This window comes from Micromonospora sp. NPDC050417 (assembly GCF_044458865.1).
Lineage (GTDB): Bacteria > Actinomycetota > Actinomycetes > Mycobacteriales > Micromonosporaceae > Micromonospora_G.
In genome coordinates this window covers 354,844-380,741 of record NZ_JBITIH010000002.1, presented here as the reverse complement: position 1 = coordinate 380,741, position 25,898 = coordinate 354,844, and the positions used below count along the sequence as shown (strand labels likewise).

The following is a 25,898-nucleotide window of genomic DNA, read 5'->3' as shown; positions in this document are numbered from 1 at the left end:
ACAGAGACGAACAGTGAGATTTACGGTCGACCGACCCGTTGATCATGAAGTTGGCGCACAGGGCTCAGGCCCCGGTCGACAACCAACTTCATGATCAACAAATAAGTCGTCCCGGAAGAACATCTCAGAGCAGCGGGTGGCGGACCACGTTCTCCTCACGGCCAGGGCCGACGCCAACGACGCTGACCCGGGTGCCGCAGAGTTCCTCGATCCGCGCGATGTAGCGGCGCGCGTTCTCCGGCAGCTCAGCCTCCGTACGGGCCTTGGTGATGTCCTCCCACCAGCCGTCGTGCTCCTCGTAGATCGGCTTGGCGTGGTGGAACCCCGTCTGCGTCATCGGCATGTCGTCGAACCGCTCGCCGTCGATCTCGTAACCGACGCAGATCGGCACCTTCGCCAGACCGGTCAGCACGTCGAGCTTGGTGACGACCAGGTCGGTGATGCCGTTGAGCCGGGTCGCGTACCGGGCGACCACCGCGTCGAACCAGCCGGTCCGCCGCTCCCGGCCGGTCGTGGTGCCGTACTCGACACCGACCTTGCGCAGGTGCATGCCGTTCTCGTCGTGCAGCTCGGTCGGGAACGGACCCGACCCCACCCGGGTGGTGTACGCCTTGGTCACACCGATGACCTTCGAGATCGCGGTCGGCGGGATGCCCGCCCCCACGCAGGCCCCACCCGCGGTCGGGTTCGACGAGGTCACGAACGGGTAGGTGCCGTGGTCCATGTCGAGCATGGTCGCCTGGGCGCCTTCCAGCAGCACCGTCTCGCCCCGGTCCAGCGCGTCCCAGAGGATCGACCGGGTCTCCGCGATGTACGGGCGCAGCCGCTTCGCGTACTCCAGGTACTCCTCGGTCACCGCGTCCACGTCCAGCGCCTTGCGGTTGTAGACCTTGAACAGCATCTGGTTCTTCTCGCGCAGCGCGAGTTCCAGCTTCTTGCGCAGAATGCCCGGATCGAGCAGGTCCTGGAGCCGGATCCCCATCCGGGCGACCTTGTCGCCGTACGCCGGGCCGATGCCCCGACCGGTGGTGCCGATCCGGGCCGAGCCGAGGTAGCGCTCGACCACCCGGTCCAGTGCACGGTGATGCGGCATGATCAGGTGCGCGTCGCCGGAGATCCGCAGCCGGGAGACGTCGACGCCCCGCTCGGCCAGACCGTCGATCTCCTCCAGCAGCACCTTGGGGTCCACCACCACCCCGTTACCGATCACGATCATCGCGTTCGGAGAAAGGGCACCGGACGGCATCAGGTGCAACGCGTACTTCTGCCCGTCCGGGGTGATCACGGTGTGCCCGGCGTTGTTACCGCCGGAGTAACGGACGACGTAGTCGACCTGCTCGCCGAGCAGGTCGGTAACCTTTCCTTTGCCCTCGTCGCCCCACTGCGCCCCGATGAGCACGATCGCTGGCATCTCAACCCGCCTTCGAGGGGCTCGGGTGCCAGGTGGCGACCGCGTGGCGAGCCCGAGGTGTCAGATTAACAAGAAGTGACAGCCCCGCCGGTAGTGGCCGGGGAGACAGGCAGGAGGCCACCGCCCGTGTACGACGTGGTGCTACTGACCCTCGGGTCGGGCCGGGACGGTTCCGCCGGCTGCGGCAACGGCGACGGCTGCTGCGGCTCGACCGCCGGCAGTGCCGACGAAAGCTGCACCGACACCCCCCGCGTACCCGTGTTGACCTGTGCGGATGCACTTACCGCCCGGGGCGCCCGGGTGGAGATGATCACCGCCCACTCGGACACGGAGATCGACGAGGTGCTCTCCCGACTGGACGCGTCCGCCCGCCCGGACGGCCTCACCTGGCCGGAACAGGACAGCAAGACCCGCCTGATCATCGCGACGGCGAGTGACGGACAGTTACGCGCAGTGATGCGCAGGATGGTCCGCAGGTACGCCCCACCGCCGAGCAAGCGGCCGGCCGACCTCGCCGGCAACCGGACCGTGCCCGACCTGCCCCCGATCGGCCTGCTCCCGCTCGACCCGACCGGCGCCGGACACGACGGGGCGCCGTCGGACCTGGTCGGGCAGCTCGGACTGCCCCGCGACCCGGCCGAGGTCGCCGCCACGGTCCTCGACGGCCCCGTCCGCCGCCTCGATCTGCTCCGCAACGACGGCGGCTCGGTCACCCTGGACGGGGTGCTGCTCGCACACGCCGACGACGACGGCCGCACGGTCCCGTGGCGGGGCCGGGTCGAGGTGGACGACACGGTGCTGACCAACGGGGACGATCCCGTACTCGCGTGCGCGGTCGGCAACGGTCGCGGATTCGCCCAGCTCGCCACCCTCCCGTTGCTGACCGAGGCCGACCTGGGCAACGGCGTGGTCGAGGTCGCGGTGGCCGTCCCGGTGCTCGCCGGTCCCCGCTGGGGCCGCAAGAAGGTACGCATCGAGGTGCGCCGGGCCCGGGGACGCGCGGTCTCGGTCGTGCCCCGCGACGGCGACCTGCCCTACGTGGACGACGGCGTCAGCGGCAAGCTGGGACGCAAGCGCTCCTGGTGGATCGAGCCCGGCGCGTGGGCGGTCTACGGTCGTTGACCTGGTATGTCGGCCGGCGGCCGGGCTCGGTGCCCGGCCGGAGCCGCCCTACGGGCATATCCTCGGGCGGAGCAGGGGGGAGTGTGCCGTGATGGACGACCAGCCGAACCAGCACTACCGGCCGGGCCCCGGGGCGGCGCCCCGGGACGGCGAGCCGTTCTGGCCGCCGGACGCGATCGTCGCCGATCCGCAGCAGACCGGGTCGGCGGATGGGCACAAGCCTCCGACCGGGCCGGACGACGCCGTGCCAGGGCCCGGTTCGGCGGCGACGCTCGGAGTCGGCTCGGACGTGGCCTGGGGAGGCGTCTCGTTCCCCTCACCCGCCCCGCCTGCGGCACCATCACCGGCACCGGTGACGCCAGCACCGCCGTCAGCACCGGCGGACGCTGACCCGTGGGCCCCTTCCGACATCCCCACCCGGGGTACGGCGAGCGGGCCCGCCAGCCCGCCGGTGCACCTGGACGCCCCCTTCACGCTGGGTCTGTTGGACGACGGCACCGACGGCGGCACGGGAACCACCGCCCCGACCGGGCCCGTCCCCCGGGAGGTACGCGCCACCCCGCCGGAGTCACCCTGGGCGCAGCCACCACAGCGCCCGGCCGCCGAGCACCCGGCCACGACCAGCCATCCGGCCGGTCCGCCGCACCCGACGAACCCCCCTCAGCCCTTCCCTCAGCAGCAGGGGCACCCACACCACCAGGAACAGCCGCGGAGCCAGGGACAGCCACACCCGGGGTACCCGCACCACCAGGGACAGCCGGTGGGGCCGACACCGGGCACCTACGGGCCCTCAACCCAGACGCCCGGCGGAGCGGGATACCCGCCGGCCGCAGGATATGCGCCTGGCGCGGGTCATCCGCCAGCGGTCGACGTACCCGGATATCCACCCGCCCCGCGAATGACGCCGCACCCGCCGGTCGGCCCCCACCAGCCCCGGACCGAGGTCCACCCCGGGGTCGCCCAGGTGCCCCAGCAGCCCTACGGGGAAGCCCCCGGAGTGACCTGGATGCCACCCCCGGGCACCGCTTACCCGGAACCGGCCTGGACGCCCGACGACTCGACACCGACCGCCGAGGAGTTCGCGCGTCGGCGAGCCACCCGGCCCGCGGACCCGATCGCCACCATGGGGGTACGGGCGGCGGTCAACCGGAGCACGCTCGGCCTGGTCCGGCTCTCCCCGAGCCGACACGAACAGGAGATCCGCCAGGACGTCGAGATGGTCCGCCGGAACTTCGGCGGGCTGCGCCAGGTCACGGTGGTCAACCCCAAGGGCGGGGCGGGCAAGACGGTAGCCATCCTGCTGCTCGCGATGACCTTCGGACAGAAGCGCGGCGGATACGTCCTGGCCTGGGACAACAACGAGACCCAGGGCACCCTGGGTATGCGGGCCCAACAGGACTTCCACTCCCGTACCGTCCGGGACATGCTGCGTGACCTGGGGCAGTTCCAGGTCTCCCACGGCCGGGTCGGCGACCTGTCGCAGTACGTCCGCTCCCAGGGGGAGGGCATGTTCGACGTGCTCGCCTCGGACGAGTCGGCCACCGGCGGCGAGATGCTCACCGCGACCGCCTTCGCCGAGATCCGCGAGGTGGTCAGCCGCTTCTACAAGCTGATCTTCGTGGACACCGGAAACAACGTACGGGCCCAGAACTGGCAGGCCGCGATCGACGCCACCGACCAGCTCCTGATCACCATGTCGGCCCGGAACGACTCCGCCGAGACCGCCGCGCGGATGCTCGACCACCTCGAACAGAGCGGCCGGCAGCGGTTGGTACGGCAGGCCGTGACAGTCGTCTCCATGCCGCCGTCACGCAAGGAGATCGACCTACCGGCGATCCAGCGACACTTCGCCGCCCGGACCAGGGCGGTACTGCTGGCCCCGTACGAGCGGTTGATCGACACCGGCGAACCGATCCGGTACGGCCAGCTCTCCGGCGCGAGCCGGGACGCCTGGCTGAAGATCGCGGCAGCGGTCGCCGAAGGGCTGTGACGGTCTCCTCCCCGTTCCGCTCAAAACCGGAACGGGGAGGAGACCGGTCGCACAGGGGGCCGATCAGCTACCGGCGAGGGCGTCGCCCGCCTCGGGGTCACAGTCACGCAGGAACTGGGCACAGCGCGCCGCCTCGTCCGACTCGCCGATCTCGCCGGCCGCCCGGGACAGCACGTGCAGGCAGCGCAGGAAACCCTGGTTCGGGCCGTGCGACCAGGGCACCGGGCCGTGCCCCTTCCAGCCGCTACGGCGCAGCTGGTCCAACCCGCGGTGGTAGCCGGTACGCGCGTACGCGTACGCGGTGACGACCTGGCCCTCGGCGAGGGCCCGGGAAGCCAGGGCCCCCCAGGCCGCGCTGGAGGTCGGGAAACGCGCGGCGACCGAGGCGTACGCCTCGTCGGTGTTGGCCTCGACAGCCTCGGCGAGAGCGGCCTCGGCCGCGTCGTCGCCGGGAAGGAGGGTGGCCGGCGGTTCCGGCAACAGACTCTGCATCGCCCCATTGAACCTGCTGGACCTGGGCAACGGCGAGGCGGGATACCCATCGGGCTGGCTGAAAGGCTGAGGCTTTGCTCACGCGTGCGGCCGGTGCGGGGGATGGCCGACTCGACTACAAATAGAGGTCCGGAGCCTCCCCAGGACCCGGTAACAGAGAGTCCGGTGGCCTCGGCCACCGGACTCTCGCCATACCGGCCTCCGGACGGCGGGTGTGACCGCCGGGCGCGAGAGAGGATGGCGTACGTGCCCACGCCACCCCCGACCCACCTGCTCGGACCGGACGACACCACCGAGCACGAGATCGAGTCCCGCGCCGAACTCGACCGCCACCTGCACACCGGCAGCCTCGCCGGGCTGACCGTGCAGGGACTGCGACTGGATCTCGACCCACCGCCCGACCTCACCACCGTGGAACTGACCAACACGCTCTTCATCGGCTGCCGGTTCGCCTCCCGTCAGGTCGAGGTGGATCTCATCAGCCGCGGCGCCCACCTCCTGCCGCCCTTCGCCGACCTGCCGTACTCGACCCAGCCGCCCCGGCTCTACACCCCGGAGGAACTGGTCGACGGATTCGCCACGGGCGGCTTCGCCGGCATGTTCGACACCCGGGTGTACGAGCACTTCACCGCGCACGGCGGGGCGCTGCCGCCGGTACGCGAGGCACTCGCCCAACGGATGCACGACCACGGCATGGACAACGCGCTCGCCGACGCCACCCGGAGCTGGTTGGCGGTCCACGGCCCCGGCTCGGTGATCGGGGTGATGGGCGGGCACGCCGTACCGCGTGGCAGTGTGCCGTACCGGCTCGCCGCCACGCTCGGCTGGGAGCTGGCGCGGGCGGACCGGCTGGTGGTGACCGGTGGCGGTCCCGGCGTGATGGAGGCGGCGAACCTCGGCGCGTACCTCTCCGCCCGGTCCCCGGAGGAACTGGCCGCCGCCGTCGACCTGCTCGCCGACGCGCCCGACTTCACCGAACACGACCGCTACACCTCGGCGGCGGTACGGGTCCGGACCGAGTTCGGGCCGACACCGGACGGGCCGGGGTCGACCACCCGGCTCGGTGCGTCATCGGACGGTGCCGGTGTCGCGCCGACGCAGCGGGCCGGCGACGGGGCCGTCGTGGCCGACACCGTCGGTTGGGCCCGGCGCGGCGGGCTCTCCATCCCGACCTGGCTCTACGGTCACGAACCGGCGAACCTCTTCGCCGGTCGGATCGCCAAGTACTTCTCGAACGCGATCCGGGAGGACACCCTGCTGCGACTCGCCCGGGGCGGCATCGTCTTCGCCGCCGGTCGGGCCGGCACGGTGCAGGAGGTGTTCCAGGCCGCGACCAAGACCTTCTACGGCACCGACGGGGCCAGCGGAGCGTACGTCTTCCTCGACCGCGCCTTCTGGACCGAGACGCTGCCGGTCGAGTCGCTGCTCCGCCCGCTCTTCACCCTCACCCCGTTCGGTGACCTCACCGGCTCGATCCACGTGACCGACGACGTGCACGAGGCGGTACGGCTGCTCACCGCCGCCTGACGGAAGCCTGACGACTGGCAGACGGGAGACGGCCGGTCCCCGCACAGGGGGACCGGCCGTCGCGCCTGCTGAACGGTGACTACTTGCCGGCGAGGGTGGTGCCGGTGGAGCGGAGGTGCTCGCACGCCTCGACGACGCGCTGGGCGAGGCCGGCCTCGGCCTGCTTGCCCCAGACCCGCGGGTCGTACATCTTCTTGTTGCCGACCTCGCCGTCCACCTTGAGGACTCCGTCGTAGTTGCGGAACATGTGGTCGGCGACCGGACGGCTGAAGGCGTACTGGGTGTCGGTGTCGATGTTCATCTTCACCACGCCGTAGTCGAGCGCCTCCCGGATCTCCTCCAGCAGCGAGCCGGAGCCGCCGTGGAAGACCAGGCTGAGCGGCTTGTCCTTGCCGTACTTCGCGCCGACGGCCTGCTGGATCTCGTTGAGGATCTCCGGGCGCAGCTTCACGTTGCCGGGCTTGTAGACGCCGTGCACGTTGCCGAAGGTCAGCGCCGCCATGTAGCGGCCCTTCTCACCCAGGCCGAGCGCCTCGACCATCTGGAGGCCGTCCGAGACGGTGGTGTAGAGCTTGTCGTCGATCGCGCCCTCGACCCCGTCCTCCTCGCCGCCGACCACACCGACCTCGATCTCCAGTACGACGTGCGCGGCGGCCGCGTCGTCCAGCAGCCCGGAGGCGATCTCCAGGTTCTCCGCGACCGGTACGGCGGAACCGTCCCACATGTGCGACTGGAAGAGCGGGGCCTCGCCACGCGCCACCCGCTCCTTGGAGAGCGCCATCAGCGGGCGGACGAACCCGTCGAGCTTGTTCTTCGGGCAGTGGTCGGTGTGCAGCGCGATGTTGACGCCGTACTTCTTGGCCACCTCGGTGGCGAAGAGGGCGAAGGCGACCGATCCGGTGACCATGTCCTTGATCGACGGACCCGAAAGATATTCGGCGCCACCGGTGGAGACCTGGATGATCCCGTCGCTCTCCGCGTCGGCGAATCCGCGCAGCGCGGCATTGAGGGTCTGCGAGGAGGTCACGTTGATGGCGGGGTAAGCGAACCTGCCCGCCTTGGCGCGGTCCAGCATCTCCGCGTAGACCTCGGGGGAAGCAATGGGCATGGCGAACGCTCCTCACTAACCACTTCGGCCGCTACGGCCGCTGTCTCACGTGTACGCGCCGGACCGCGCTGTCCTTCGCGGGCAGTATCCCGCAGAACACCCCACCGGACACAACCGACCCGGATCGACACCCGTGTGATTCGAGACAGCGCGCTCGGGCCAGTCTGGTACGCCTCACCGGCGGTCAAGTCGATCGGGTACGACCAGGCTGATCAACCAACTGACCACCGCGACCACGATGCCTCCCCAGAAGGCCGCCCCGAAGCCGTTCACGTGGAACGGGAGGTCGAACTCGCCGGCGATCCAGTCGGTGAGCAGGAAGAGCAACGCGTTCACGACCAGCGCGAACAGTCCCAGGGTGAGTATGTAGAACACGCAACCGACCACGTGGATGATCGGCTTCAGCACCATGTTGACGACGCCGAAGATCACCGCCACGACCAGCAGCGTCAGCGCGTTCTCCCCGGCCGACCGACCGGCGACGTCGATCCCCGGCACCAGAAGCGTGGTGACCCAGAGCGCGACCGCCGTGATCACCAACCGGATCAGGTAGCCCACCGGCCCATGGTGTCACCGTCACCGGCCGTCGGGGCACCAAACCGGTCGACTGGGGTCGGTCGGCGCCACCTGCCCGCCGGGTGGGTGGCGGGTCCGCCGGCGGACGGGGGGGGTGTCGGCGTTCTGTTTGCCGGCACGTACCCGGCGGACCGGCGGGCCAACCCGTACGGTGGGAAGCGCACCGCGGACCGGAGGAGGCGACGATGACCCAGCCCGACGATGATTTTGTCCTCGGCGAGGAGTTCGCCCCCGGCGACCATCTCGACCCGGAGGAGCGCGATCCGGAGGCGTCCGCCGAGGACGCCGTCGAGCAGTCGGCGACCGCTGATCCGACCGACGCGGGCGCCGCTTCGGCGACCGACGCCGGGGAACTGCCCCGGGGGCTCGAGGTGGGTGAGTGGGACGCGTTGGAGCAGGCCCGGATCATCGGTCCGGAGGACGACTACCGGTAGCCGCCCGTGCCGCGACGACGCGCGCCCGGTTCAGCCGTTCTTCGGCGCGACCATTTCGGGGTGGGCGACCACGAAGCTCGGCAGTTCTCCGTCGCGGGCCGCGTGCAGCATGTCCAGTGACTCCTCGGTCAACCGCTGGTACGAAACACCGTTGATCTTGACTTCGGCGAAATTGCCCTGGTTCGTCTTGAGTACGACCATGTCGTTCGCGGCGACGCCCTTGAGAGTGAAGAGGAAGTCCACGATCGGCACCCCCTGGGTGTCGAGGATGAACGCCTTGCCGGCGGCGGCGACAACCCGGTTGACCTTGCCGAGGTCGGTGACCACGCCGGCACTCGTCGCCTTGGTGACGATCGCACGGATGAGTTGCTGCTGGTGGCGCTGGCGGTCGTAGTCGGTCTTCGGCAGGCCGTACCGGATCCGGGCGTAGTCAAGCGCGAGTTCCGCCGACATCGACCGGCAGCCGAGTTCGTGCACGACGACCTTTCCGCCCGGTGGCACGTCGAAGACCCGGTGGCTGGCTTCGTCGAACTTGATCGGCACGATCTTGCCGTCACGGTCGTAGGCCAGGTGGATCGAGGACGCACGCTGGTCGACGCACATGTCGACACCGCCCAGCTCTCGAATGACCGACTGGAAGCCCTGGAAGTCGATCAGCGCGGCCCCGTTGAAGGTGAGACCGGTCTGGGCGTGCAGGGTCTTGGCGAGCAATTTGAAACCCCGCGCCCGCTTCTCGAGTTCCGTGCCCTCGCCCCGGTAACCGAATTCGAACGCAGCGTTGATCTTGTCGGTGCCACCCGGATAGTCCGTCTCGGGATTGGCCGGAATCGGCACCCGCCAGTCCCGTGGAATCGAGATCAGATACGCCTGGTCGTGCGTTGCCGGTATATGCACGATCATGATCGTGTCGGCCCGGGCGCCGGCATCCCACCCCGGCCGGACATCGATGCCAGCCAGCAGCAGGTTGAGCGCCCCGTCGATCTTCTTGCCACTGGGCGCGCTGGTCCTTCTCGGCGCACGGGCGTCGTCCGCGAGCAGGGTGGTCTGGGTGATGTTCGAGGTCGCCTTGTCGATCGCCACCCGGGTAACCGCGTAGGCGCCCCCGCTCGTCACGATGAGCAGGCTCCCGGCGACGACCATCAGCTTGGTCCAGAGAGGAGCACGACGCCGACCAGCGCGACCCCGGCGCTTACTCTTCGTGACCGCATCCTCCGTTCCCGATACGCCACCCACACCCGAGTCGCCGCGTTTGTCGCTGCGAGACCGCATCGTCACCGTCCGAATCCCTGTCGCATTGCCTGCAATAGTAAAGACGACCCAGCCCCGGGAAAGGGATGCAGATTTCCGGCAACTTCGTGGATAAGTACGAGAAGACTCTAGTGATCATCCGTTCGGTCAGAAAACCGCGCGCGGGTGGTACGGCCACAAGTGCACGCCACACTCGTCCGCCGCAGTGGCGGTAAGGCGGCCACCGGGGCCGAGCGCCGACGGGCGTACGTATTCGCGGGACGACCCGTGCAACAGTTCGGCACCCGTCAACGTCCCTGGCCAGAGGAGGTGGGCATGGAGAGTACGGATGGTCATGGCTTCGAGGAGTTCGTACGGGCCCGGTCGACGGCCTTGATGCGCTACGGGTACGTACTGACCGGCAACCGGCACGACGCCGCGGACCTGACCCAGGAGGCGTTGGCCCGGCTCGGCTCGTCCTGGTCCCGGCTACGCCGGAAGGACGACCCCGAGGGGTACGTACGCACCACCATGGCCCGGCTGCACATCAGTTGGTGGCGGCTGCGGCGGCGCGAGCGACTCGCCGGTGACGTGCCGGACCAGGCGCACACCGAGCCGGGATTCGCGCACGTCGACGGTGACGGTGGGCTGTGGCAGGCGTTGGCCGCGTTGCCACGGCGCCAACGGGCCGTCCTGGTCCTGCGCTACTACGAGCACCGTACCGACGAGGAAATCGCCGAACGGCTCGGCGTGACCCGGGGAACGGTGCGCAGTCAAGCCCTGCGTGGGCTGGCCAAGTTACGGATGAACTGGCAACCGGAAGGCGCGGCGCGGCAGGAGACGACGGCGGGGAGCGGACGATGACCGACCAACTGGAGAATCACCTCGCTCGTGTCCTGGAAACCGCCGCGCTGACCACGGCACCAACCGAGACGGACTTCGTACCCGAGATCCGACGGCGCCAGCGGCGACGCCGGCAGCGGAGGGCTGTTGTCGCCTCGGCCTGCGCGGTGGCCCTGATCGTGGTCGGCGGCCTGACCACGGTCCGTCTCACCGACGCCGGCCCCCGGCCAGAGCCGGACGACCCGATCACCGTGGCCACCACCTGGTCGGGCGAGCTGCCGGACTTCGCCACGCTCAAGTCACCGGAGCAGGTCTGGCCCCGGGCGGTCCGCAAGCTGCCCGGCAAGTTGCCCAACGGCGACCAGTACACCGTGCTGGCGATCCTGGACCGGGATCGCTACCTGGTGGACACCACGCAATACGCCGCAATCTTAGGCCAATCCGACGTCGTCGCCCAGATCCGCGCCGCGACCAGCCCCGCCGTCTTCGACGTACGGGCCGGCACCGTACGCGGACTCGGCTATCCGTCAACGGCCACCGGTCCGGTCACCTTTCACTCCCTCAGCGGGGTATTCGTGGTCGGAGACGACGCGGTATGGCTGGCCAGCCGAAACCTGTCGCACGAACTCTGGGCGGCGCAGCTCGACGGCGTAACCCCGCCGCGCCTACTGCATGTCCTCAGCAACGCCACCCCGCATATCGACCTGGCTGACGAGAGCATCTACTGGCGGCAGAGTCCGGCCGGCAGCACTCCGGGCGGCATCTACCGAATCCCGGTCGCGGGTGGTGAGGCGGCCCTGGTTCCCGGATCCGAGGCGTTCTACCTGAGTGGACTCTCAACCTGGGTGGACACCCACACCCGGCAGACCCCGGTCAACGGCGAGCCTCCCACGGGTGAGCTCTGGAACCTGGTCACCGGGGAACGCCGGACCTGGGCAAAGAGCCCGACCTTCGACTCCGTCCAGTGTGACCCAGTGCTCTGTCTGGGGAACAAGGCTGGGCAGGGCAGCGCGGTGCAGCGGCTCGACGGAGGTGGCATCCGAACCCTCGGGGACCAGGGCAACCATCCTGGCAGCATCGGAGGATCGATGTCGCCAGCCCTCGACGGTCGTTTCGCGACGGGTACGGTCGCGATCGGTGGACTCAGGTTGCCATACATCTGGGACCGGTTCAGTGGAAAGGCCGCGACCGTCAGGACCACCATCGAATACCCGCCGCAGGACCCGTCTGGACCGAGCCCGAGTCCGAAGGCCGCCTCGTTCCGGTCCCTGCCGTACGCCAAGGGCGGGGTGGTGCAGTGGTCCGACGGGAAGGGTGGCACCTACCTGCTCGACCTGAAGGCCATCCGGTAGGCGATCGACGCCTGGCCGGTCAAGGTGCTCACCTGGGCCGGCCAGGCGGAAATCGGGCGACGCGACACTACTCCGGCTGAGATCCTTTCCACGTGCTACTCACCGTCACCACCACCCACCGGCCCGCCACCGACCTGGGCTACCTGCTGGTCAAGCACCCCGACCGGCAGCACTCGTTCGACGTACCGACGGGCACGGCACACGTCTTCTATCCACAGGCCGACGAGACCCGCTGCACCGCCGTACTGCTGCTCGACGTCGACCCGCTGCGGCTGACCGCCGGGCGGGGCAGGGGCCGTGGCCGGGGTGCCGGCGCCACCCCCGACGGATTCACCCTCGGGCAGTACGTCAACGACCGCCCGTACGCCGCTTCGAGTCTGCTCTCCTCCGCCCTTGCCAAGGTCTTCGGGTCCGCGCTGCGCGGCAGTTCGAAGGACCGTCCCGAGTTGGCGGCGACGGCGATCCCGCTGGAGATCAGTGTGCCGGTGTTGCGTTGCCGGGGCGGTGCCGCGCTGGCCGAGCAGCTTTTCGCCCCGCTGGGCTGGGCGGTGACCGCCGCCGCGATCCCGCTCGACGAGACCCGGCCCGATTGGGGCGACAGCCGGTACGTCGCCCTCACCCTGCGCGGCACGCTCCGCCTGGCGGACGCGCTCAACCACCTTTACGTCCTGCTTCCCGTCCTCGACGACGCCAAGCACTACTGGGTGGCGCCGGACGAGATCGACAAGTTGCTCCGGGCCGGTGAGGGCTGGCTCGGTCAGCATCCGGAGCGGGGGCTGATCACTCGCCGCTACCTGGCCCATCGGCGGGCACTGGCCGGTGCCGCCCTGGCCCGGCTGGCCGAGATCCGGCTGGCCGACGACGCGGCCGAACCGGACACTGTCGACACGACCGGGGAACAGGGCGCGGACGAGGAGGCGCATCTGCCGGTCGGTGCCCGACGCCAGTCCCTGGCGGTACGGCGCCGCGCGGCCGTACTGGCGGCGCTCGCCGAGACCGGCGCGACCCGGGTCCTCGACCTGGGCTGCGGTGCCGGCGCCCTGTTGTCGGACCTGATCCGGGACCGGCGGTACACCGAGATCGTCGGAACCGACGTGTCGCACCGGGCACTGGAGATGGCGCAGCGGCGGCTCCGGTTGGACCGCCTGCCAGAGCGCCAGCGGAACCGGATCAAGCTGTGGCAGTCCGCGCTGACGTACCGCGACGACCGGCTGCGCGGGTACGACGCCGCGGTGCTGATGGAGGTGGTCGAGCATCTCGACCCGCCGCGTCTGCCGGCGCTGGAGGAGGCGGTCTTCGGTCACGCCCAGCCGGCGACAGTGCTGGTGACGACGCCGAACGCGGAGTACAACGTCCGCTACGAGGGGTTGGGGGCCGGTGCGATGCGGCACCACGACCACCGGTTCGAGTGGTCCCGGGGCGAGTTCGCCGACTGGGTCGAGCGGGTCGCGTCCGGGTACGGCTACACCGCGGCGATCAGCGGCGTCGGCGACGACGATCCCGAGGTCGGTGCCCCCACCCAGCTCGCCGTCTTCACCCGCCCCGTCCCCGCCCTCTAGCGCCTCCCATTCGTTAGGAAGGGCCCCTTCCTATACCGAAAGCGATAACAAGGGGCCCTTCCTTACACCGAAGGAAAAACGTGTGAGCACCATCGACATCCCCGAACTGGCGCTGGTCGCGCTGGTCGGCATCTCCGGATCAGGCAAGTCAACGTTCGCCCGCCGGCACTTCGCGCCGACCCAGGTGCTCTCCTCGGACGCGTTCCGGGCGATGGTGGCCGACGACGAGAACGACCAGTCCGCCTCCGCCGAGGCGTTCGACGTACTGCACTACGTGGCGGGCAAGCGACTGCGGGCCGGCCGGTTGACCGTGGTGGACGCGACGAACCTCCAGTCGCACGCCCGCGCCGGGCTGGTCCGGGTGGCCCGCGAACACGACGTGCTGCCGGTCGCGGTCGTGCTCGACGCACCCGAACCCCTCTGCTGGGAACGTACCCAGGCACGGGCCGATCGGACGTTCGGGCGGCAGGTGCTCGGCCGGATGCACCGGGACCTGCGCCGCTCGGTGGGACAGTTGGCCCGGGAGGGGTTCCGGAAGGTGCACGTCCTGCGCGGGGTCGAGGAGATCGACGCCGCGACGATCCGGTACGAGCGGCTCTTCAACGACCGCAAGGAGCTGACCGGACCGTTCGACATCGTCGGCGACGTACACGGGTGCCGGGCCGAACTTGAGGCGCTGCTGACCCGGCTCGGCTGGACGCTGCACCGGGACCCGGACGGGCGACCGGTCGACGCCACGCACCCGGACGGGCGTACCGCTGTCTTCGTCGGTGACCTGGTGGACCGTGGCCCGGACAGTCCCGGTGTGCTCCGCCTGGTGATGGGCATGGTCGCCGCCGGTCACGCGATCTGTGTGCCGGGCAACCACGAGCAGAAGCTGCTGCGCAAGCTGCGCGGGCGCAACGTGCAGGTCACCCACGGGTTGGCCGAGACACTGGCCCAGCTCGAACAGGAGGATGCGGCGTTCGTCGCCGAGGCGTCCACCTTCATCGACGGCCTGGTCAGCCACTACGTGCTCGACGGTGGTCGGCTGGTGGTCGCCCACGCCGGTCTGAAGGAGGAGTACCAGGGCCGCGCGTCGGGGCGGGTACGCGCGTTCGCGCTATTCGGCGAGACCACCGGCGAGACCGACGAGTACGGCCTCCCGGTGCGCTACCCGTGGGCCCGCGACTACCGGGGCTCGGCCATGGTGGTCTACGGGCACACGCCGACCCCCACCCCCGAGTGGATCAACAACACGATCTGCATCGACACCGGTTGCGTCTTCGGTGGCACCCTGACCGCACTGCGCTACCCGGAGCGGGACCTCGTCTCCGTACCAGCGGCGAAGGAGTACTACGCCCCGGCCCGCCCTCTGGTCCCCGTCGGCGCCGACGGACCCGAGCGCCCCGGTGAGGCGCTCGACCTGGGTGACGTCACCGGACGTCGGCACCTCGACTACGGGTACGGCACCCTGACCGTGGACGCCGAGCAGGCTGCCGCCGCGCTGGAGGTGATGAGCCGGTTCGCGGTCGACCCCCGGGCCCTGCCCTGGCTGCCGCCGACCATGGCGCCCTGCTCGACGTCGACGGTCGACGGTTTCCTGGAGCACCCGACGCAGGCGTTCGCCGATTTCCGGTCCGCCGGTGTCGACCGGGTGGTCTGCGAGGAGAAGCACATGGGCTCCCGCGCGGTGGTGCTCGTCTGTGAACGTGCCGAGGACGACCGCTTCGGCCCCGTCGGCGGGGCGGTGTACACCCGTACCGGTCGGCCCTTCTTCGGTGCGCCGTTGGACGCGGCCCTGCTGGCCCGGGTACGGGCGGCAGCCACCCGCGCCGGCCTCTGGGCGGAACTCGGGACCGACTGGCTGCTTCTCGACACCGAACTGCTGCCCTGGTCGGCGAAGGCGAGCGGCCTGATCCGCGAGCAGTACGCCAGCGTCGGCGCGGCAGGTCGGGCGGCCCTGCCTGCGGTGCTCTCCGCGCTGGACCAGGCCGCCGGTCGGGGGGTGCCGGTGGACGAGTTGCGCACCCGGATCGCCCGGCGTCAGGGGGACCTGGACCGGTACACCGACGCCTACCGGGCCTACGTACGCCCGTCGGACGGGCTCGACGGGGTGACGCTCGCCCCGTTCGTGCTGCTTGCCAGCGCGGGTACGACCCACACCGGCCGGGACCACGGTTGGCACCTGGCGTTGGCCGACCGGCTGCACGACGCCGACCCGGAGTTCTTCACCCGGACCCGGCACCGGGTGGTCGACCTGGCGGACGAGGCGGCGGTCGCGGAGGCGACCGACTGGTGGCTGGCGCTGACCTCGGACGGTGGCGAGGGCATGGTGGTGAAGCCGTACGCCGGGCCGGCGGCGACCGACGGGCGGAGGCGGCTGCTCCAGCCCGGGATCAAGTGCCGGGGTCGGGAGTACCTGCGCATCATCTACGGCCCGGAGTACACCGAGCCGGAGCAGTTGGCGCAGCTCCGAAACCGGTCACTCGGGCGGAAGCGGGGCCTGGCGCTGCGTGAACACGGTCTGGGGCTGGCTGCGTTGGACCGGTTGGCGGAGGGTGCCCCGCTGTGGCGGCGGCATGAGCTGGTTTTCGCCATCCTGGCCTGCGAATCCGAGCCGGTGGACCCGCGGCTCTGACAGCGGCCGTACGGTGGTCGGCCCATCTGCGCCGCCAGCGACGTCGGCGGGCGGGGGCCGACCGCCGCCGCCTAGACTGCGGGGGTGCCCGTCACCGGCGGTGGAGGGGTCGTACTCTGCTCGGAATGTCCGCCGCCGTGCGGTAAGTCGCTGCCAGACCGGCAACCTTCGGAGGTCACCCCGTGCCGACGCCCACCACCACGCTGGCCATGGGCCCCGAGTTCCTCGACCCGGAGTGGCTGATTTCCACCTTCGGGTTGCTGGGCATCCTGGCCATCGTCTTCGCCGAGTCCGGGCTTCTGATCGGGTTCTTCCTGCCGGGTGACTCGCTGCTGTTCACCACCGGCCTGCTCACCTCGGACGGGCAGTACATCACCTACCCGATCTGGCTGGTCTGCCTGCTGATCACGATCGCGGCGATCGTGGGTGACCAGGTGGGCTACCTCTTCGGGAGGCGGGTCGGGCCGGCGCTGTTCCGCCGCCCGAACTCCCGGCTGTTCAAGCAGGAGAACCTGCTCAAGGCACACGAGTTCTTCGACAAGTACGGTGCCCGTTCGATCGTGCTGGCTCGGTTTGTGCCGATCGTGCGGACCTTCACCCCGATCGTCGCCGGGGTGAGCAAGATGAACTACCGCACCTTCGTGATCTACAACGTGATCGGCGGCACGCTCTGGGGAACCGGAGTGACCCTGCTCGGCTTCTTCCTCGGCCAGATCGACTTCGTCAAGGCGAACATCGAGATCATTCTGATCGCGATCGTGGTGCTCTCGGTGGTGCCGATCGCGATCGAACTGCTGCGGGCGCGGATGGCGGCCCGCCGGGGCACGACGCCGGCCGAGCAGGCGGCGTTGGACGAGGCCGCCCGGGAGAGCCAGCAGCACCGGCCGTACTGAGATAGCCGGTTACCAATCTGGACTGATTCTCCATTTACGAACGCGTACCGAATGGCTCGTTACACACCTCCGGCCGGCCCCATGAAACATGGGTGCCGGCCGAGGTAGGTAAGTAACCCAGCACGAATCACCGCCCGGTGGTCATAGCGAGTGGTTGCCATTGAAGCCCGCCATGGGCTTCGGGCACACCACATGACGGCCGGTCCGGGTGAGTCGCGTACGCGCTCACTCGAAAAGGCCGTCATCCACCGACGCGGATCCGTCCTGTCGATCCCCACACGAAACAGCCGTCGGACCGCCTGGCGCCACCCGGACGAGGGCGGGCACCAGACGGGCCACTCGCTGAATCAGCGAGCCTTCTTGGTGGCTCGCTTACGGGGCGGAGTCAACAGGTCGGCGATCGTCGCGATCGCCGACGGCACCAGCCGGTAGTACGCCCACACGCCGCGCTTCTCCCGCTCCAGCAAGCCGGCCTCGGTGAGGATACGCAGGTGGTGACTGACCGTCGGCTGGGAGAGACCGAGGGGTGCGGTGAGGTCACACACGCACGCCTCGCCCTCCGGCGCCGACTGGATCAGGCTGAGCAGCCGAAGCCGGGCGGGGTCGGCGAGGGCCTTGAGGACCCCCGCAAGTCGCTCGGCGTCGGCACGTTCGATCGGCTCGCCGGCAAGCGGCGAGATCTGAGGCATAGTCATTTCAGCCAACGCAGTTCCCACGTTTTCCATCCTTCCACCAGCAGCATCGACCCGCCTGCATATCAGCAGATCCGAATCGTCAAACTTTTAGGCCACTAGGCCGAGGTCAGGCAACGTATAGGCCGCTCGGTATGGCAGTCCGGCCGCTCGAACGGCGTCGCCTGCGCCTCGATCAACAATAACCGCAACGCCTACAACCTCGGCCCCAGCCTCTTGCAACGCCTCGACCGCGGTCAGCACGCTGCCGCCCGTCGTCGAAGTATCCTCCACCGCCAGCACCCGACGACCAGCCACCTCTGGGCCCTCGATTCGACGCTGCAGACCATGTGTCTTCTCGGCCTTGCGCACCACAAAGGCGTCCAACCGACGCCCCGCCGCCGAGGCGGCGTGCAGCATCGACACGGCAACCGGGTCGGCACCCAGGGTCAGGCCGCCGACCGCGTCGAAGTCCCAGTCCGCAGTCAGGTCGAGCATTACCCGACCCACCAACGGTGCCGCCGCGTGATGGAGTGTCACGCGACGCAGGTCCACGTACCAGTCCGCCTCGCGACCCGATGACAGCACGACCCGGCCGTGTACTACGGCCAGGTCAGAAATGGATTTACGCAGGTCGTCGTGGTCCCCCATGGCGCCCAAGGGTACTGCTCAAGTCTGAGGGCTGTTGGGTGGACCCGACCAGTCAAAGGTTTCCGGTCGGTAATGATCGTCAAGAATGACGGTGCTCGACTACGCTGCGTATTCGGCCTTGAGCGGGGGCATCCGACACCCCGATGACAGTGGCCGTACCACCGACGGGACCGGGTCCCATCAACAAGATCAACGTTCGTCTCGACCGATTCGGCCGCGGGTGTCGCCGGCGACGGTATGCAGCAGTCCGCGCGGTGCGTGCCGTAAACCGAAGACGGCCGCCTTGTATTTCCAGTCCGGAACGGAGACGAGCTTGCCTTTTCGCAGGTCACGCAAGCCTTCCGCGACCACATCATCGGCCGAGAGCCAGAGCCAGTCGGGCATCTTCGAGGTGTTGATGCCGGCTCGTTGGTGGAACTCGGTCCGGACGTAGCCGGGGCAGAGCACCATCACGCGAACACCGAAGCGACGGGTCGCCTGTCCCACCGACTCACTGAAATTGGTCACCCACGCCTTGCTCGCCGAGTAGGTCGAGCCCGGCATTACCGCTCCGAAGCCGGCAACGGAAGAGACATTTATCACTGCCCCCCTCCGGCGTTCGGTCATCCCCGGCAGTACCGCTTGGGTCAACCGCATCACAGCGTGGACATTCAGCCGTAACAAACGGGCCTCGTCCTCCACCGTCGACTTCAGGAACGACCGGGCCAGGCTGATGCCGGCATTGTTCACCAAAAATTCAATCGGTTCGACCACATCGGCGAGTCGCCGCTCCACAACCTCGCAGCCGGCATCGGTGCTGAGGTCGGCCGGAACCGTGCGTACCGAGACTCCGTGCCGCTCAACGAGTTCAGCCGCGGTCTCGGTCAGCCGCCGCGCATCCCGGGCAACCAACACCAGGTGCTGTCCGTCGGCCGCGAGCCGCCGGGCGAAGGCGGCACCGATGCCCGCGGTCGCCCCCGTCACCAGGGCCCACCCCGGACCGGTACGAGGCTGGGCGGGCACGGCTGGCACTGGCGGGTCCTTACCAGTTCGGCGGCGGGGGTACCGGCGACTGCCCCGTAACCGACGTCCGCCCACGGAAATAGGCGTTCGCCGCGGGAAGCACCAGCAGCGTTGCTACTACAAAGTAACCCACTGCCTGGGTGATCGAAAGCCCCACCGTCAACGGAACCCACCACGACGGGTACGCGTCACCGAGCGCCCCAGCCACCGCCGCCGAAAGTTGCCCGTCCCCGCCGGTGCTCAACGGCACGGACCACTGTGCGACCTGGACCGCCAGCACACAACAGCCGGCGAGCAGCCCCAGCCCACAGACCACCCAGGTGGCGATCCGGACCCCGTTCGCGCCGCGCAGGTTGCCCACGGCCAACCCACCCAGTACGGCCGCCGCCACGACGGCCACCGCCGTACCGATCCCCGCACCGATCCGCACCAGCGAGATCAGCGTGTCCACCTCCGACCGGTCACCGCCGACCTGCGCCGTGGCGGTCCGGAACCGGTCCACGGTTCCGCCGACCGTGGCCAACCCGACCAACGCGTGCACCAGGCCACCGACCGCCATCAGAACGAGCAGCGCGGCGGCGAGCACGACCGCGACCGGGCGACGGGCCGGCGGCACGGGAGCGATCGGCGCGGGCCAACCAGCCGACGGCGGAACCACACCAGCGGGCCACATGTGCACAGGGTCCGACACGAAGATCCCCCCGAGTAGGCGTCGGAATGCAACCTACTCGGGGGGATCCAGGAAAAGCGCCATCGACGGTCGGACGATTCGACGATTCGCCGGCCGGATCGATCGGTCAGCTCGTCGGCGGACCGGAGCGCGGTGGCGAGGACGATCCCGGCTCGTCGTCCGGGTTACCGCTCGGCGGTGCCGGCGGCGGCGGTGTCGCCTCACCCGGCGGCGGGCCGTACTGCTGGGCGGGGTCACCCGGCGTCGGGTACGTCGGCGGCGGACCGTACTGCTGTGGCGGACCGGACTGCGGGTAACCCGCCTGCGGGTACGCCGGGTACGCGGCGCCGGGCACGGGCGGCTCCCAGACCGGCTGCTGCTTCCGGAAGAACTCGTTCGACGGCGGCAGGGCCAGCAGGATCAGCGCCGTCAGCAGGGCGAGGATCGTGATCACGCTCAGCGTCAGGGTCAGCGGGTTGTACCAACCGGGTAGGCGCTCGTCGAGCAGGCGCTGGATCTCGGCCTGGTCCGGGGCGTTGGTGTCGGTCGACGACGGAGCGAGCGCGTTACCGGCCGCGGTCAGCCCGAGGCCGGCGACGGAGCAGCAGAAGAAGAGCCCGCCGAGCACCCAGGTCACGATCCGGGCCGGATTCTTGCCCCGGTTGTTCAGCAACGCGAGCACGACCAGACCGGCGGCGACGACCAGACCCACCACCGCGCCACCGATCAGGCCGGCCGTGCCGGCCGCCGCCCCCGCGTCCGCCATGTCGGTGCCCGCGTACGCCTCGTCGAAGACGTCGTTGAAGGTGTCCAACACCGACAACGACAGCACCAACTGGACCACTTGCAAACCGGCGACCAGGTAGAGCAGGTAACCGGCGATGGTGACAGTGCTCGGACGCGGCCGAGCCACCGGCGCGGCCGATGGATTCAGATCAGACACGGCGCTCCTTCCTTCAGATCGAGGCTCACGGTATCCGTACCCTGCCAGCCCTGCCGACCAAACCGGCGTGTCGCCGCCGCCACGCGCAGGTGGCGGCCCGCTTCGACGACAGACGGGACGTGTACGGCGTTCAGTAGCTGCGCCACTCCGCGCGGGCGTACTCCAGCACCCGGGGGTGGAGCAGCGTGGAGGGCGGCAGCTCCTGTCGGCGCCGGTCGCGGGGGAAGTTCGCGGCCAACCGCAGGGTCTCCGCGTCGAGGAACCGCAACGGCGGCACGTCGGCCGCCAGCCCCAGCCTCGGCGCGACCGGGCCTGCCGACGCGAGGACAAAACCCCAGTCGCCGAAGGAGGGGACGTCCACGTGGTACGGCGTGGTGGCGAACCCGGCGGCCCGGATCGACGCCTCGATACACCAGTACGACTTCGGCGCGAAGTAGGGCGAGCCCGCCTGCACCACCACCCGACCGTCGTCGGCCAGCACGGCGCGCACCAGCGCGTAGAACTCGATCGAGTAGAGCTTCGCGGTCGCGGTCTCGTCCGGGTCGGGCAGGTCGACGACGATCGCGTCGAACCGCTCCCGCTCCGTACGCAACCACTGGAACGCGTCGGTGTTGACCATCCGTACCCGTGGGTCGTCGAACGAGTCGTGGTTGAGCGTACGGAGCTGCGGCTCGGTCCGGGCCAGCCGGATCACCGCCGGATCGAGTTCGACCACGGTCACCGACCCGACGTCGGGATAACGGAGCAGTTCCCGTACGGCCAGCCCGTCACCACCACCGAGGACCAGCACCGAGCGACGGGCACCGCTCAGCACCGGGTGCACCAGCGCCTCGTGATAGCGGTACTCGTCGACCGAGCTGAACTGGAGGTCACCGTTGAGATAGAGCCGCAGGTCGGTGACGCCCTGCGAGACGAGCGGAACCGACCGGGTGAGCACGATCTCCTGGTACGCGCTGCGTTCGGCGTGCACCACCGGGTCCCGGAAGAGCTGTTGCCGGGCGGTCACCTCGAAGTCGTACGCGGTCAGGTACGCGTACCCGAGGATGAGCCCGACCACCACGGACCCGGCGGTGAGCCCTACCCGGGCCCGACGACTCAACTCGCGCCGGAAGACGGTGAAGACCAGCGCGAGCCCGGCAAGCGCGTTCACCACCCCGACCACGAGCACTCCCCGGAGCTGACCGAAGACCGGCATCAGCAGGAACGGGAAGGCCAGACCACCGAGGAGCGCACCGACGTAGTCGGCGGCGAAGAGGTCCGCCACCGCACTCCCGGCCGCCTGCGCCCGAATCCGTTGCAGCAGCACCATCAGCAGCGGAATCTCCGCCCCGATCAGCAGTCCGAGTAGGAGGGCGGTGGCGACCAGGGCCGGGGCGTAGAGGTCGAGCCAGGCGAACGCCGCGTAGAGGCCGAGCACCGAGAGCCCACCGAAGAGGGCGAGGGCCAGTTCGACGGCGGCGAACGCCACGGCGGCCCGGGACTGCAACGGCTTCGCGGCGAGCGCGCCGACCCCCATGGCGAAGACCATCACGCCGAGCACGATCGACGCCTGCCCGACCGTGTCGCCGATCAGGTAACTGCCGAACGCCACCAGCGCCAGCTCGTAGACCAGGCCGCAGGCGGCGCAGACGAAGACCGCCGCGAGCACCGCCGTACGAGCGGCCCGCCACCGGGTCGGCGACGCCGTCGCGGCGGCGGTGGCTTCGGTCGTGCCTTCGCCGGTCGTGCCTACGGTGCCGGTCATGGCCTCGGCGCCGGTCATGGCTTCGGCACCGATCGTCGCTCGGCGCGGGCAGCGGCGGCGCGGGCCGCCGGCACCTGGTGCCGGCGTTCGAACCAGCCGACGGTCAGCAGGATCACGGTGATCCCGAAGAGGCCACCGGCACCGATGAGGTATCCCCAGCGGTCACGCCAGAAGTCGTTGCCCGGATCGGGGAGCGGCGTCAGTGCCGGCGCCGCTGTCGGCTCCGTCCGCGCCGGTACGGCCGGTGCCGCTCCCGCCTCCGCGACCAGCAGCGGGAGGAAGACGGCGGCCCGACAGACGGCCCAACCGGGGTCGTCGACGAAGGTGTCGGGCGACAGCCCCAGGTGGGTCAGCCCGGTCTCGAAGTCGATGCCCGGAAAGTCGCCCGAACTGGTCACCCAGAAGGAGGCGTGGTCGTTGCTCTCGCTGCTCTCCGAGGTGTAGGTGACGTCGGCGACGACCTTCACCCAGCGCCGGCAACGCGCCGGATCGCTCTCCACGTCGACGCCGTCGCCGAGGCTCGAACCCACGCTCACTCTCGGCAGCAGTCCACCCTGGAGGTCCCAGCCGTAGCAGACCCCCTGTGCCCGGTAGGCGTCGTCGAGCAGCACGACGGTGTCCGCCCGCTCGGCCGCTTCGGGCGGGGGTACGGCCGTACCCCCGCCACCGTCGCCACCGGGCCATGTCGCGACAACGAAGACGATCACGATGGCGCTGACCAGTAACCCCACCGCCCAGAAGGCGACGACCTTGGCCCGACGGGCGGCCTGTCTGTCCCGGGCGAGGCGACCGGTGCCGCCCCCGCGTCGGTCGACGCCCCGTTTCGCCGTCGTGCCCGTGCGCCCTTCGGGCGACTGATCCGGGCCCGGCCCTGACTCGACCGCCATCAGCTGATCGCGGCGGCGATAACGGCCCCCGTGGCGACGTGCACCACTGCGGAGACCCAGACCGCCGGGTGGGGTTCCGGGTCGACCAGGATCTCCCCCAGCCGCCCCGGGGTGACCAGGTCGAGCAGGAGGAACGCGCCGGCCATGATGACCAACCCGACCAGGCCGTACGCGGCGCTGCCGACCAGCCCGGCGACGAGATCGTCGTCGCTGGCGACGATGGCCGTCGTCACGATGATGCCGACCCCGGCCAGGTTCGAGGTGAGCAGCAGCGCCGCGTTGCGGTTGCGGTCGGCCCAGATCAGCTCGTGCAGCCGGCCGGGCGTGGCCATGTCCACCAGGAGGTAACCGATGCCCATCAGCACCACACCGACGACGCCGTAGGCGAGGGTGGCCACCAGATCGGTGGCGAGGGTCGTCAACATGAGGCTCCCAAGGGGTGAGGAGAGATCTGGTACGCGGGTCTACTTGCCGGCACCCGGGCCACCGCCGCGTACGGTCACGCCCCGCCCCCAGCCCCAGGCGTTGCCGACGGTGCCGTGGTAGCGCGGGTAGGCGGTCCGGAGCCCTTCGAGCAGGATCAGCGAGCCGCCGGCCAGCGGCAGGATCACCACCGAGTCGTCGTCGTAGCGCAGGTAGACCCCGCTGCCGTCGACGTACTGGTCAGCCGGCTTCCAGGCGCTGGTGACCTCCTCGGCCACCTCACTCGGTGGCTTGTCGGAGCGGTACGCCGTGGCCTGCGACGCGATGTCACGGGCCGCCGTACGGGAGTAGTGGTCCTCGACGTAGCCACGCGGAGAGAAGCTGCCGTAGAACATCGCGAAACCGGCGAGCACCGCGCCGAGCAGCGCGAACGCCGTTCCGACGAAGAACCATCTGCGGTACGTCATGCCGCCCCCACCACCGTCTCGGTCTCGACCAGTTCGCCGCTCTGCGGGTACGCGTGCCAGGTGCGCCAACCGATCTCGCCCGGTCCGGTCGGGCGCCCCGTGGGGATACCGGAGCGGTGCAGCCGCAACGCGGTGATCGCCTCCGGTCCGCCGGGGAAGACCCCGATCAGCGCGTACGGGTCCTCGGCGAGTTCCCGCCGCAGCGCGGCCGTACGGGCCGACATCATCGCCGGGTCGAGTCGCAGCACCCGGGCGGTGAACCGGTAACCGGTCGCCGGGTCGGCCAGCACCGCCGGCAGTTCGGGGCGCCGACCGGGCAGGCAGGCAACCGTCTCGACGAGCGTCGGTGTCACCGCGTCCCCGTCGCACCGGAGCACCACCTGGTGCGAGGCGCCGAGCAGGCGCAGCAGCAGCCGTACGCCGGCGCGGTCCGGGTGGGCCAGGTCGAGCACGTGCAGCGCCGGCAACTCCGGTGAACCCAGTGCGAGGCTCAACTCGGCGGCGGTGGTGTCCGCGTAGGGGGTGTCGAGGGTGACGAGCATGCTCAGCCGGCCCGCCCGGTCGGCTTCCCATCGGGCCCGGCCGGCGCCTGCCGGTAGATCAGCACCTCGGCGCGGGTGAGCAACTCGCCCCGGGACATCTCCCAGTCCGCGTCGCCGCCGTAGGCGCTGAACGAGAGGCGGACACCGCCACCGTCCAGGTAGTCGTGATACAGCACCGTGCCGCTGGGCTTGAGTCCGGTGGTGCCGACGGCGGTGTAGCTGGCCTCGCCCGACTCGTCGAGGGTGTAGTGCTGGCCGTCGTACTCGATCCGGGTCGTGCCCGGCAGCAACTGCTCGTCCGGGTTCGGAAGCGTCGTCCAGAAGACCAGTTCCAGGTCGGGGTCCTCCTCGACCGAGAGCCAGAGCTTCGCACCGCGCGCGTCGTCGAGCAGGTGCTCGCTCCAGCCCCAGCTCCCCTCTGTGAAGCGCAGGGTCCCACGTACGCCGTACGACGTGCCCCTGATCTCCACCACGTCGCCCGGCCGCAGTTGGCGGGGGTCGCCGCGCAGCGCGTCGGCGTCGTCGTCGGCCACACGGAACGGATCACGCTCGGCAGGGTGGGCGGCCTGTTTCCGTCGGGACCGCAGGGCGAGCACCGCCACCACCACGCCGGCCACCGCGATCACGCACCCGATCGCCGCCACCAGGTACGCCGTCGCCCCGTTCACCGAACCCGCCTCTCTCGAACTGCTGCGGGCGCCGACGGTAACAACCGCGCGCACGCGCCATAGCTCGGTCGAGCCG

The 25,898-nt window shown here is 70.0% G+C and carries 25 protein-coding genes; 9 read left to right on the top strand and 16 right to left on the bottom strand.

The window, feature by feature from the left end:
* Window positions 1–124 precede the first annotated feature (124 nt).
* Entirely contained in the window at window positions 125–1,411 is a 1,287-nt protein-coding gene (locus tag ACIBF5_RS04325; RefSeq protein WP_396807963.1) for an adenylosuccinate synthase, read from the bottom strand.
* A 126-nt stretch (window positions 1,412–1,537) separates the two neighbouring features.
* On the opposite strand from ACIBF5_RS04325, the gene ACIBF5_RS04320 reads away from it, so the two are divergent.
* On the top strand, window positions 1,538–2,533 hold the full coding sequence (locus ACIBF5_RS04320; protein ID WP_396807961.1) for a hypothetical protein: 996 nt from the start codon (window positions 1,538–1,540) through the stop codon (window positions 2,531–2,533).
* 91 nt (window positions 2,534–2,624) lie between these two features.
* Complete coding sequence (locus tag ACIBF5_RS04315; protein WP_396807959.1) at window positions 2,625–4,523, top strand: chromosome partitioning protein; 1,899 nt, start codon at window positions 2,625–2,627, stop codon at window positions 4,521–4,523.
* A 63-nt stretch (window positions 4,524–4,586) separates the two neighbouring features.
* Here ACIBF5_RS04315 and ACIBF5_RS04310 read toward each other — a convergent pair whose 3' ends face one another.
* Window positions 4,587–5,015 carry a DUF3151 domain-containing protein gene (locus ACIBF5_RS04310; protein ID WP_396807957.1) on the bottom strand — a complete coding sequence of 143 codons (429 nt, stop codon included), beginning with the start codon at window positions 5,013–5,015 and terminating at the stop codon, window positions 4,587–4,589.
* A gap of 246 nt (window positions 5,016–5,261) precedes the next feature.
* Here ACIBF5_RS04310 and ACIBF5_RS04305 point away from each other — a divergent pair, with 246 nt between their 5' ends.
* A complete protein-coding gene (locus ACIBF5_RS04305; protein ID WP_396807955.1) occupies window positions 5,262–6,542 on the top strand; it encodes an LOG family protein in 1,281 nt (426 codons plus the stop codon).
* A gap of 79 nt (window positions 6,543–6,621) precedes the next feature.
* On the opposite strand, the gene fbaA is transcribed toward ACIBF5_RS04305, so the two are convergent.
* Window positions 6,622–7,650, bottom strand: a complete 1,029-nt coding sequence (fbaA, locus tag ACIBF5_RS04300) for a class II fructose-bisphosphate aldolase (protein ID WP_396807953.1) — start codon at window positions 7,648–7,650, stop codon at window positions 6,622–6,624.
* A 174-nt stretch (window positions 7,651–7,824) separates the two neighbouring features.
* Window positions 7,825–8,208, bottom strand: a complete 384-nt coding sequence (locus ACIBF5_RS04295; RefSeq protein ID WP_396807951.1) for a phage holin family protein — start codon at window positions 8,206–8,208, stop codon at window positions 7,825–7,827.
* 203 nt (window positions 8,209–8,411) lie between these two features.
* Here ACIBF5_RS04295 and ACIBF5_RS04290 point away from each other — a divergent pair, with 203 nt between their 5' ends.
* The gene (locus ACIBF5_RS04290) at window positions 8,412–8,660 is read left to right on the top strand and encodes a hypothetical protein (protein WP_396807949.1); all 249 of its coding nucleotides are present in this window, start codon (window positions 8,412–8,414) and stop codon (window positions 8,658–8,660) included.
* Between the two features lie 30 nt (window positions 8,661–8,690).
* Here ACIBF5_RS04290 and ACIBF5_RS04285 read toward each other — a convergent pair whose 3' ends face one another.
* Window positions 8,691–9,800 (bottom strand): LCP family protein, encoded by a 1,110-nt coding sequence (locus ACIBF5_RS04285; RefSeq protein WP_396807947.1) that lies wholly within the window; start codon window positions 9,798–9,800, stop codon window positions 8,691–8,693.
* A gap of 423 nt (window positions 9,801–10,223) precedes the next feature.
* Between ACIBF5_RS04285 and ACIBF5_RS04280 the strand changes: the two genes are divergently transcribed.
* The 5 genes from ACIBF5_RS04280 (at window position 10,224) to ACIBF5_RS04260 (ending at window position 17,154) form a co-directional block, all read left to right on the top strand.
* Window positions 10,224–10,751, top strand: a complete 528-nt coding sequence (locus ACIBF5_RS04280) for a SigE family RNA polymerase sigma factor (protein WP_396807945.1) — start codon at window positions 10,224–10,226, stop codon at window positions 10,749–10,751.
* Complete coding sequence (locus tag ACIBF5_RS04275; protein WP_396807943.1) at window positions 10,748–12,082, top strand: hypothetical protein; 1,335 nt, start codon at window positions 10,748–10,750, stop codon at window positions 12,080–12,082. The genes ACIBF5_RS04280 and ACIBF5_RS04275 overlap by 4 nt, the downstream gene beginning before the upstream one ends.
* Window positions 12,083–12,174: 92 nt before the next feature.
* Window positions 12,175–13,641, top strand: a complete 1,467-nt coding sequence (locus ACIBF5_RS04270; RefSeq protein ID WP_396807942.1) for a 3' terminal RNA ribose 2'-O-methyltransferase Hen1 — start codon at window positions 12,175–12,177, stop codon at window positions 13,639–13,641.
* An 82-nt stretch (window positions 13,642–13,723) separates the two neighbouring features.
* Window positions 13,724–16,261 carry a polynucleotide kinase-phosphatase gene (locus tag ACIBF5_RS04265; protein ID WP_396807940.1) on the top strand — a complete coding sequence of 846 codons (2,538 nt, stop codon included), beginning with the start codon at window positions 13,724–13,726 and terminating at the stop codon, window positions 16,259–16,261.
* A gap of 182 nt (window positions 16,262–16,443) precedes the next feature.
* The gene (locus ACIBF5_RS04260) at window positions 16,444–17,154 is read left to right on the top strand and encodes a DedA family protein (RefSeq protein WP_396807938.1); all 711 of its coding nucleotides are present in this window, start codon (window positions 16,444–16,446) and stop codon (window positions 17,152–17,154) included.
* 347 nt (window positions 17,155–17,501) lie between these two features.
* Here the strand turns inward: ACIBF5_RS04260 and ACIBF5_RS04255 are convergent, their stop codons facing one another.
* The 11 genes from ACIBF5_RS04255 to ACIBF5_RS04205 form a co-directional block, all read right to left on the bottom strand.
* Window positions 17,502–17,879, bottom strand: a complete 378-nt coding sequence (locus tag ACIBF5_RS04255; RefSeq protein WP_091081602.1) for a helix-turn-helix transcriptional regulator — start codon at window positions 17,877–17,879, stop codon at window positions 17,502–17,504.
* A 57-nt stretch (window positions 17,880–17,936) separates the two neighbouring features.
* Window positions 17,937–18,476, bottom strand: coding sequence for an orotate phosphoribosyltransferase (gene pyrE, locus ACIBF5_RS04250; protein WP_396807936.1), 540 nt, complete (start codon window positions 18,474–18,476; stop codon window positions 17,937–17,939).
* 189 nt (window positions 18,477–18,665) lie between these two features.
* On the bottom strand, window positions 18,666–19,478 hold the full coding sequence (locus tag ACIBF5_RS04245) for an SDR family NAD(P)-dependent oxidoreductase (protein ID WP_396808284.1): 813 nt from the start codon (window positions 19,476–19,478) through the stop codon (window positions 18,666–18,668).
* A gap of 19 nt (window positions 19,479–19,497) precedes the next feature.
* The gene (locus tag ACIBF5_RS04240; RefSeq protein WP_396807934.1) at window positions 19,498–20,151 is read right to left on the bottom strand and encodes a hypothetical protein; all 654 of its coding nucleotides are present in this window, start codon (window positions 20,149–20,151) and stop codon (window positions 19,498–19,500) included.
* 124 nt (window positions 20,152–20,275) lie between these two features.
* On the bottom strand, window positions 20,276–21,091 hold the full coding sequence (locus tag ACIBF5_RS04235; protein ID WP_396807932.1) for a hypothetical protein: 816 nt from the start codon (window positions 21,089–21,091) through the stop codon (window positions 20,276–20,278).
* 130 nt (window positions 21,092–21,221) lie between these two features.
* Window positions 21,222–22,835, bottom strand: coding sequence for a polyamine aminopropyltransferase (locus ACIBF5_RS04230; RefSeq protein WP_396808282.1), 1,614 nt, complete (start codon window positions 22,833–22,835; stop codon window positions 21,222–21,224).
* 14 nt (window positions 22,836–22,849) lie between these two features.
* Window positions 22,850–23,722: a hypothetical protein gene (locus tag ACIBF5_RS04225; RefSeq protein ID WP_396807930.1), complete on the bottom strand. Its 873-nt coding sequence runs from the start codon at window positions 23,720–23,722 to the stop codon at window positions 22,850–22,852.
* Window positions 23,722–24,147: a DUF350 domain-containing protein gene (locus ACIBF5_RS04220; protein WP_396807928.1), complete on the bottom strand. Its 426-nt coding sequence runs from the start codon at window positions 24,145–24,147 to the stop codon at window positions 23,722–23,724. The genes ACIBF5_RS04225 and ACIBF5_RS04220 overlap by 1 nt, the downstream gene beginning before the upstream one ends.
* Before the next feature lie 39 nt (window positions 24,148–24,186).
* Window positions 24,187–24,612: a DUF4247 domain-containing protein gene (locus tag ACIBF5_RS04215; protein WP_396807926.1), complete on the bottom strand. Its 426-nt coding sequence runs from the start codon at window positions 24,610–24,612 to the stop codon at window positions 24,187–24,189.
* Window positions 24,609–25,154: a DUF2617 family protein gene (locus ACIBF5_RS04210; RefSeq protein WP_396807924.1), complete on the bottom strand. Its 546-nt coding sequence runs from the start codon at window positions 25,152–25,154 to the stop codon at window positions 24,609–24,611. The genes ACIBF5_RS04215 and ACIBF5_RS04210 overlap by 4 nt, the downstream gene beginning before the upstream one ends.
* Before the next feature lie 2 nt (window positions 25,155–25,156).
* Window positions 25,157–25,822, bottom strand: coding sequence for a DUF4178 domain-containing protein (locus tag ACIBF5_RS04205; RefSeq protein WP_396807922.1), 666 nt, complete (start codon window positions 25,820–25,822; stop codon window positions 25,157–25,159).
* Window positions 25,823–25,898 lie beyond the last annotated feature (76 nt).